This is a genomic window from Petroclostridium xylanilyticum, from assembly GCF_002252565.1.
Taxonomy (GTDB): domain Bacteria; phylum Bacillota; class Clostridia; order SK-Y3; family SK-Y3; genus Petroclostridium; species Petroclostridium xylanilyticum.
In genome coordinates this window covers 313,849-323,101 of record NZ_NPML01000029.1, presented here as the reverse complement: position 1 = coordinate 323,101, position 9,253 = coordinate 313,849, and the positions used below count along the sequence as shown (strand labels likewise).

General features: G+C 35.0%; 7 protein-coding genes. All 7 read right to left on the bottom strand.

All coding sequences use genetic code 11. The annotated features are described in order from the left end of the window. A partial coding sequence (locus tag CIB29_RS17990) for an acyl-CoA carboxylase subunit beta (protein WP_094552078.1) occupies positions 1-1,293 on the bottom strand: 1,293 nt, incomplete at its 3' end. Positions 1,294-1,905: 612 nt separating this feature from the next. Next, complete coding sequence (locus CIB29_RS17985) at positions 1,906-2,742, bottom strand: sugar phosphate isomerase/epimerase family protein (RefSeq protein ID WP_094552076.1); 837 nt, start codon at positions 2,740-2,742, stop codon at positions 1,906-1,908. Between the two features lie 21 nt (positions 2,743-2,763). After that, the gene (gene iolG / locus CIB29_RS17980) at positions 2,764-3,789 is read right to left on the bottom strand and encodes an inositol 2-dehydrogenase (RefSeq protein WP_094552073.1); all 1,026 of its coding nucleotides are present in this window, start codon (positions 3,787-3,789) and stop codon (positions 2,764-2,766) included. A gap of 140 nt (positions 3,790-3,929) precedes the next feature. Continuing rightward, positions 3,930-4,931, bottom strand: coding sequence for an ABC transporter permease (locus tag CIB29_RS17975; protein ID WP_094552070.1), 1,002 nt, complete (start codon positions 4,929-4,931; stop codon positions 3,930-3,932). A gap of 29 nt (positions 4,932-4,960) precedes the next feature. After that, positions 4,961-6,466: a sugar ABC transporter ATP-binding protein gene (locus tag CIB29_RS17970; RefSeq protein ID WP_094552067.1), complete on the bottom strand. Its 1,506-nt coding sequence runs from the start codon at positions 6,464-6,466 to the stop codon at positions 4,961-4,963. Positions 6,467-6,585: 119 nt separating this feature from the next. Continuing rightward, on the bottom strand, positions 6,586-7,605 hold the full coding sequence (locus CIB29_RS17965) for a sugar ABC transporter substrate-binding protein (RefSeq protein WP_094552065.1): 1,020 nt from the start codon (positions 7,603-7,605) through the stop codon (positions 6,586-6,588). Between the two features lie 520 nt (positions 7,606-8,125). Next, a complete protein-coding gene (locus CIB29_RS17960) occupies positions 8,126-9,157 on the bottom strand; it encodes a LacI family DNA-binding transcriptional regulator (protein ID WP_094552063.1) in 1,032 nt (343 codons plus the stop codon). Positions 9,158-9,253 lie beyond the last annotated feature (96 nt).

Genomic DNA, 9,253 nt, shown 5'->3' with positions numbered 1-9,253 from the left:
TACGGCAATTTCTGCTGTAGGCCATGCAAATACCATGTCGGCTCCTAAGTGCTTGCTGCTCATTGCAATGTAAGCCCCGCCATAGGCTTTTCTTATAATTACATTAATCTTTGGAACCGTGGCTTCCGAATAGGCATAGAGAAGCTTTGCACCATGCCGGATGATGCCGGAGTGTTCCTGGGAAACCCCTGGCAGATACCCTGGCACATCGGTAAAGGTCAATATTGGAATGTTAAAGCAATCACAGAACCTGATAAACCGGGCAGCTTTGTCCGAGGAATTTACATCTAATGCTCCAGCCAGGACTTTAGGCTGATTTGCAATAATTCCTACGGTTCTGCCATTCATTCTTGCAAAACCAACAATAATATTTTGTGCAAAATGAGGATGCACTTCAAAGAAATCACCGTTGTCAACGATTTCTGCAATAACCTCTTTCATGTCATAAGGTTTATTTGCATCATCGGGAACTATAGCAGTTAATTTATCGGATATCCGGTTCAAATCGTCATTGGTTTCATAAACCGGAGCGTCTGACAGGTTGTTGGACGGCAGGTAACTGAGCAGCAATTTAACCTGCTCAATGCATTCTTTATCATCAGCACTTACAAAGTGAGCAACACCGCTCTTACTATTGTGCGCCATCGCTCCACCCAATTGTTCAAAACTGACATCTTCACCGGTTACGGCTTTAATAACCTGAGGACCGGTAATAAACATCTGGCTGGTCTTGTCTACCATAAATACAAAGTCGGTAATTGCCGGAGAATAAACTGCGCCGCCGGCACACGGTCCCATAATAACGGATATCTGAGGAATTACTCCCGAGGCGATGGTGTTGCGATAGAATATTTCCCCAAACCCGCTTAACGCATCAATACCCTCTTGAATTCTGGCACCGCCGGAATCGTTAATGCCAACAATGGGTGCTCCCATTTTCATTGCCATATCCATCACTTTACAAATCTTTTTGGCATGCATTTCTCCCAAAGACCCGCCGATGACAGTAAAATCCTGGGCATAGACATAGACCAGTCGTCCATCTACCGTACCATAGCCGGTAACAACCCCTTCCCCGGGAGCTTCAGTAGCAGGCATATCAAACTCTGTGCCTCTGTGTTTTACAAAGGCATCAATTTCAATAAAGCTTCCTTCATCCATAAGCAAATTAATTCTTTCTCTAGCCGTTAATTTGCCGGATTCATGCTGCTTTTTAACTTTGTCAGCACCGCCGCCCTGCTCAATAACACTTCTGCGGTGCTGCAAGTCGTTAAGTTTGTCAATTGTACTCATTACTAACCCTCCAGACTGTAAAATTATTACACTAACAGCATCATGAATTAAATATTCATGTTTTAAAAAAGAGAGCAATTATCTAAATAAAATAAATCAATTGTTTTAACAACATAAAAACAGCTTTTGGAAACGTTTACAAAAGATAAGAGCTTTTCTATATTTTCATAACAGATTGCGACTTATTGAATGTTATTAATCAATTAAGTCTCTTCAGAGAAGGAGATTTACAATATCCTGAATAAGCAATTTTATTCTAATTTTTTCGTAAACGTTTAATGTTTTACGGTTAAATTATAGCATATTACTTTTTAAGTGTCAACTTAATATAATATTAAATAATATTAATATCCCTAAAAACTTTTTAAGTGCGAAATCTCTGACATGATGGTACCCACCCGCATCGGTTCTATCGTGTCTCGTACACTCCAAGCTCCAAACTCCGAGCTGTTTTCATATTAAAGATTATAAAAACAAAGCTACAGTATAGGCTTTTACCTATCACTAAATACAGCCTATCTGTAGCAAGCTTTTAAATTTTAATTCTACTCAAATCTGCAAAATTATTATCGTAAATTACAATGATGTTTTTAATTTATAACTTTGATAAAACTATTCAATTTCAAAATATTTTCCTACAATTGTTTCTGTTTTTTGTTTCCCTACTTTTATTGCCTCTTCGATATCCCAGTCCCAATACTCCGGTCTAAATAATTCTACCGATACCATTTCATTATAGCCAATCTCTTTTAATGTCTTTAAAATTGAGTCTAGATCAATAGCTCCTTCTCCCGGCCATAATCTTTGATGGTCTCTTAATGCACCTACAGGCAAATCTTCAGCATCATCAATATGGAAAATGAAAATTTTCTTAGCATCGGCTTTTTGTAAATCTTCTAGTCTTGAACCCATGGCATGGAAATGGAAACAGTCCAGAACCATCCCTACACTCTCACGATTTACCGCTTTTACAATATCGTATGTTTGACCAAATGTATTAACAGAACAATTAGGATAACCTACAAACTCATACGCCAGCTTTACTCCATACTGTTCAGCAGTATCCGCTAAATCATTTAATACACGAATAGACTCTTCTTTAATTTGGGTTTTTGTATAGTTTCCAATATCAAAAGTAGGTACTACAACAATTTTTTTGCAATTAATTTTTTCTCCAACCTCACATAGGAATTTTAAATCGTCTTTGATCTGCTTGTACCCTTCTTCATCACGGAAAGTAATAAATTCCAAGGCATTAAATGCAAAAGGTTTAATCCTGCTGTTGTTGAAAAATGTTACAAGATCGTCCGTTGTATGATCCTTCAAATATTCACGTAATTTGTCAAGTCGAATTTCAATAAGTTCATACCCATATTTTTCGCAAAAATGCAAATCTTTTTCAAGCGTGGAATTTTTCATTGTAGTTGCTTGATTAAAACAAATCTTCATATTGATAACCCCCTAAAAAAATTAAAATGCTTTTTCTATTTCTTCTATTTTTACAGGTCTTCCTTCTTCCATAGACTTTTTAGCGGCAAGTGCTATAAGGACAGGCTTTAGACCATCTATACCTGTAACAGGCGTTTCGGTATCATTTAATATTGCATTAAAGAATTCTTTCATTTCTGCAATAAAGGAATCCTTGTATCTTTCAAGGAAGAAGTATTTAGGCTTTTCACTAAATACGCCTTCAACTGTACTTAAAACCGCCGAAGATGGTGTATCATTAAAATTCATCATACAACCTTTAGAGCCAAAAACTTCTAACCTCTGGTCATAGCCATAAGCAGCTTTTCTGCTATTATCAATTACACCAATAGCACCATTCTTAAATTTCAATGTTATAACCGCCGTATCAATATCTCCTGCATCACCAATGGCTGGATCTACAAGAACTGCTCCGCTGGCATATACCTCCTCAACTTCACTCCCCGATAAATATCTTGCCATATCAAAATCATGGATGGTCATATCCATGAAAAGTCCCCCGGAAACTTTTACATATTCAATTGGTGGCGGAGCAGGATCTCTGGATGTGATTTTAATAATATGAGGAGCACCAATTTTACCTTCTAATACTGCATCTCGAACCCTTTTGTGATTATGGTCGAATCTCCTGTTAAATCCAATTTGCAATTTTACTCCCGCTTCTTTTACGGCTTCAATTGCCTGCTTAACTTTTTCAACCGTTAAATCAATAGGCTTCTCACAAAAAACATGCTTACCAGCTTTAGCTGCTTCTATTGTAAATCGTGCATGAGTATCGGTAGAAGAACAAATTACAACAGCATCGATATCAGGATTATTTAAAATATCCTTATAGTCATTCGTAACCATCGGTACTCCAAGATTTGCAGCCCATTCCCTGATTTGATCAGCATATACATCTGCAATAGCTACAATTTCTGCTTCTGGAATGTGATATGCAATATTCTCGGCGTGCAGCTTTCCGATTCTTCCAGCACCTATAATACCGACTTTTACATTTTTTTTCATTTTCTATTACCTCACTTTCTATTTTGAGGTTTTACCCTCAGTCTTTTGTTTTTAGATAGTTTTTATAATGTACTTGAAAACTATAGAAACCTAAGTCCTGACATTCAAGCACAAATTTTATTTTTGATTTGATCCTATATCTATTTATTTTTTATCTGATCCAATAAAACAGCAGCTACAATAATTACACCTTTTACAATCTGCTGCCAGTAAGCAGAAACATTTAATAAATCCATTCCGTTGTTGATTACACCAATAATAAGAGCACCTGTAATTGTCCCGGCTACTGTGCCTATTCCTCCTGTACTCAAACTGGTCCCCCCGATTACAGCTGCTGCAATGGCATCCAGTTCATAAGATACGCCCAAACCAGGCTGCCCGGAACTAATACGAGCGGTTAATACTATTCCTGCAAGAGCTGCTAAAAATGATGCATAAGTATATACTAAAACCTTAACTTTATTGACGTTTACACCTGATATGATTGCTGCCTGTTCATTACCACCTATCGCATAGACATGTCTTCCGAATTTTGTGTTGTTTAACATAATATGTGTGATTATTGCTACAAATAGCAGGATAATTATAGGAACGGGTATACCCATAATTTTTCCGGCACCAAGGAATATGAATTCATTGGTAAAATTTCCGATTGGTTTGCCATTACTATATAACAGTGCAGCTCCTCTTGCGACAGTCATCATACCTAAAGTGACAATAAAAGGAGGAATTTTTGCCTTTGCGATAATTGAACCGTTAACAGCACCACAGAGCACTCCCATTGCAAGACCTAAAAGCACAGGTACTACTAGAGGATACGTATTTGGATGTGCAAAACTCGCACTCACAACTGATGCCAATGCAATAACAGAACCGGAAGACAGGTCAATTCCGGTAGTGATAATAACCATTGTAACACCAATTCCCACAATTGCAATAAAAGATATTTGCCTTACTACATTCATAATATTTATAACTGTTAAAAACGATGGAGAAAGTACAGACATTAGAACAACTAATGCAATTAGTATAAAAAATATTCCATAACGGTTATACATTTGCTTGAAATTAGATATTGATACGGCATTATTTTTATTTAATGTTTTGTTATTAATTTTTGCTTCCCCATGTTTAAGCGCCATCTTGTTTCCTCCTAACCTATTATATGATTTTAATTTACGGCTACTCCTGTTGCATATTCGAGTACTTTTTCCTGAGTTGCTTCAAACCTATCAAGCTCTCCAGTTATTTTACCTTCATGCATTACCAAAATTCTATCACTCATGCCCAGAATCTCAGGCAGTTCAGAGGATATCATAATAACCGCCTTTCCTTGTTGGGCTAGTTTGCTCATCAATCTGTGAATTTCAGATTTTGCCCCTACATCAATTCCTCTTGTTGGCTCGTCTAAGATTAATATATCCGGGTCAGTTAACAACCACCGGGATATTAAAACTTTCTGTTGATTACCACCGCTTAAATTCTTTATTTTTTGGTCCATATTAGGTGTCTTTATAGCTAGTTTATCTTTTTCCTGTTGACATACTTCTTCTATTTTCTTTTTATTGAGGAACAAACCATTAATAAATTTATCAATACATGATACTACAATGTTATCACGAACTGCTAAAGGCAGAAATACTCCTGTCAGCTTTCTATCTTCAGTTAAAAAAGCCATTTTTCGTTTTATTGCGTCTCTTGGAGTATTTATTTCAACTTTTTCTCCTTTAATATAGACTTCACCTTGGTCAGCCTTTCTAATTCCAAATATACTTTCCATTACTTCCGTTCTTCCTGCACCCATTAATCCTGCAAAACCAAGTATTTCACCTTTTCTCAAATCAAAACTCACATTCTCAAATAGTCCACTTTTTGTAAGATTCTTTACAGACAGTATAACTTCACCGATTTCTGCAGGTTCCTTTGGGAACATTTGTGTAATCTCCCGTCCTACCATCATTTCGATTAGTTTTTCCTTATTGAGATTTTCAGCTAGTTCAGTACCAATGTATTGTCCGTCTCTGAATACAGTTATTTCGTCCACTATTTTAAAAACTTCATCCATTTTGTGCGTAATGAAAATAATAGCTACACCTTTATCCCTTAAATTTCTTACTATTTTAAACAAGTGCTCTACTTCCACCTCAGTAATAGCAGATGTAGGCTCATCCATTATAATTAAATCAGAATCATAAGATATAGCTTTTGCTATTTCTACCTGCTGTGTCTTTGCAATACTGAGTTGGTGCATTAATGCCGTAGGGTTAATATCATGCATCTCCAGTTTTTCTAAAAGTTCTTTTGCATCCTCCACCATTTTTTTCTTGTCCACAAGTCCTGTTTTGCCTATAAGAGGTTCTCTTCCCAGAAAAATATTCTCAGCAACTGTCATATGCGGTATTGGGCTTAACTCCTGATGGATCATAGAAATACCATATTTAAGAGCATCATGCGGATTTTTAACCTCTATCTGATTTCCTTTGAAAATTATGGTGCCGTCATCGGGTTGATATATACCAGCCAGTATTTTCATTAATGTTGATTTACCGGCGCCATTCTCTCCCATTAATGCATGAACTGTCCCTTTTCGGATTTTTAACTGGACGTTGTCTAAAGCCTTAACACCGGGAAACGATTTGGAAATATTACTCATTTCTAAAATATATTCCTTAGTCATAGGCATTACCTCATTTTCTAATTTTTAATCTTTTTTCATTTTCTCATATAAAGGATACCTAATCTTATACGGTATCCTTTATATGATTTTATTTCCAAGTTAGTCAACAGTTTATTTATTTACTTTTGCCATTTTTTGATATACTCATCACATTTTTCAGGTGTTACTAATTCATACGGGATCCATATTGTTTTGTCAATTTTTTCACCTTTTGCTACTTTATAAGCTGCTTCTATTGCGCCTTTACCCTGTCCTGCCGCATCCTGGAACACAGTTACATTCAATTTGCCTTGTTTCATAAATTCCAGTGCGTCAGGAGTAGCGTCCACACCACCAACAAGAATTTTTCCTAACTTTCCAGCCTGCTCAATTGCCAGGATAGCTCCGATTGCCATTTCATCATTGTTAGAGGCAACAGCATCAATTTGCATACCGGACTGCAGCCAGTTTTCCATTATTTGCATCCCTAATGGTCTCTGCCATTTTCCTGTTTGCTCTGCAACAATTTTAATATCAGGATATTTTTCTTTTATAACTTTTTTAACTCCCTCAGTTCTCATTCTTGCTGCTTCGTGTGCCAGGTCGCCCTGGAGGATTACAATATTACCTTTTCCACCCATTTTTTCGGCTAAATATTCCATTTGCATGATACCGGCCTTAATAGAATCTGAACCTACATATGCTGTAGCCTCTTCCTGATTCTTGAATATTCTGTTAACGCTTATAAGCGGAATGCCTGCATCCTTACACATCTTGGTATAAGGCTCTGTAGCATCCGTATCTACCGGGTTAATTACAACTACATCAACTTTCTGAGCTATAAAGTTCTCCAACTGTGCCAACTGTTTTGCTGTATCAGCTTTCGCATCAACAAATATTACCTCTGCATCCGCTAAAGTATTAGAATAAGCTTTCATGGCATCTATCATATAAGACAGCCACTTATCATCAAAATCAGACATTGAAACACCGATTCTAACTTTTTTCTGTGTCTTATCCTCTTGTTTTACTTCCTCCTTTTTAGGTTGCTGCTCACTTGACGAGTTATTAGGTGCCGTTTGTTTTTGAGCACATCCTGCAAATAAGCTTAGCACCAACATAAAAACCAGTACACCCGCCAAAAGTTTTTTGTTTTTCATTAGACATTCCTCCTTAAAAATATTGTATTTTTTATATAATCTAAATCCTTATAATAACTTAAGGACTTAGTTTATATCATATATAAATTTTAATTGGAGAATTTCATTTGAAATAATATATTAAAATATATCATTAAAGTCTTTCACTCTAAAAATTTTATTTTGCATGCGTATGCAAACAATAAATGGATAAACCGTCTTGATTAGAACTTTAAAGACAAACATATGTTTCGTATTTATTACACATTTTATTTTCTACTATTCCTATTTTTTATAAAGTATTACAATATTTAATATAAATTTATAAATTTTAAACAAATGCATAGACATAGATACCTTTATTTTAAAGACTTGCTTTAAGTGGTTTTTGCATACGTATGCAACTATATAGTTCACAGTTAACAGTTCTCAGTTCAAAGTAGTAAATGATTTAATAGCTTTTACTGTGAACCGTGAACTTATTGACTTTATCTGCCATGTAAAATCATTATCAGTAAATATATAATAAAAAAAATTTACATTATTTTTTACTTCCGCATGATTCTCTTATTATTAACTTAGGTTGAATTGCAATTTTTCTCTTTTTTATCGGTTTATTAGAATTTAATAATTCAATTAAACGTTCACAAGCAAGTAAAGAAATTTCTTCTCTAGGTTGGTGAATTGTTGTTAGATATGGTTTAAAACATGTACTTAATTCAATATCATCATAACCTACTAATGCTATGTCTTGCGGCACTTCAATATGTAATTCCCTCAGTGCCTCCATTGCCCCTAAGGCCATCATATCAGTTTGTGCAAATATCGCACTTATTTTTTTTAATTTTTCAACATTCTCTTTTACAATTCGATAGCTTGACTGGAAAGTGATATCTCCATAAAACAATAATTGTTCATCAAAAGAAAGATTATAGTTACTAAGGGCTGCTTTATATCCTTGTGTTCTTAATTTAAATTCATCTCCTTCTCCAACAGCTGAAATGCACATAATTTTTTGATGCCCTAATTTTATCAAATGCTCTGTGGCCAAATACCCTCCTTTAAAATGGTCGGTATAAATAACATCTGCATCTTCTGAGTCGTCAAGGCTTAAATAGTGGTGCAAAAATACAAATGGGACTTTAGAATTATTTAAAAAACTTAAAGTTTCATCATCCAATTGTGAGTGTACAATAATAAGGCCATCTATTTTTTTGCGTGTAATTAACTTTTTAATATTATTTTTTCCTGTAAATCTATTTTTAGAAAAAGCAACAATCAGGTCAAGGTCTTCTCTTTCCAGACTTTCTCTCAATTGATTATGCAAAGAACTAAAGTAAAAATTAATACTAAAATCAGCAAAGTTTTCGGGATAAATAACACCAATTGTACCGGTTTTACTTGTGCTTAAACTTCTTGCATTTGCATTAAATTCAAACCCTAACTCTTCAGCAATTTTTTTGATTCTTTTTTTTGTTTTTTCTGAAACCAAAGAACTGTTATTCAAACAGCGTGATACGGTAGATTGACTTACACCTGCTATTTTTGCAATATCATTTGTTGTAATTGCCACAATGATCACCTTTTGCATGCGCTTGCAATTTATATTGTTATTATATATTAACTTAAGTAAATTGTAAAGTATTTTTTGTAATTTTTGATTATTTTT

Coding starts and splice junctions, on each gene's coding strand:
- CIB29_RS17985 (WP_094552076.1), bottom strand. CDS start 2,742: ATGAAGATTTGTTTTAATCAAGCAACTACAATGAAAAATTCCACGCTT.
- iolG (WP_094552073.1), bottom strand. CDS start 3,789: ATGAAAAAAAATGTAAAAGTCGGTATTATAGGTGCTGGAAGAATCGGA.
- CIB29_RS17975 (WP_094552070.1), bottom strand. CDS start 4,931: ATGGCGCTTAAACATGGGGAAGCAAAAATTAATAACAAAACATTAAAT.
- CIB29_RS17970 (WP_094552067.1), bottom strand. CDS start 6,466: ATGACTAAGGAATATATTTTAGAAATGAGTAATATTTCCAAATCGTTT.
- CIB29_RS17965 (WP_094552065.1), bottom strand. CDS start 7,605: ATGAAAAACAAAAAACTTTTGGCGGGTGTACTGGTTTTTATGTTGGTG.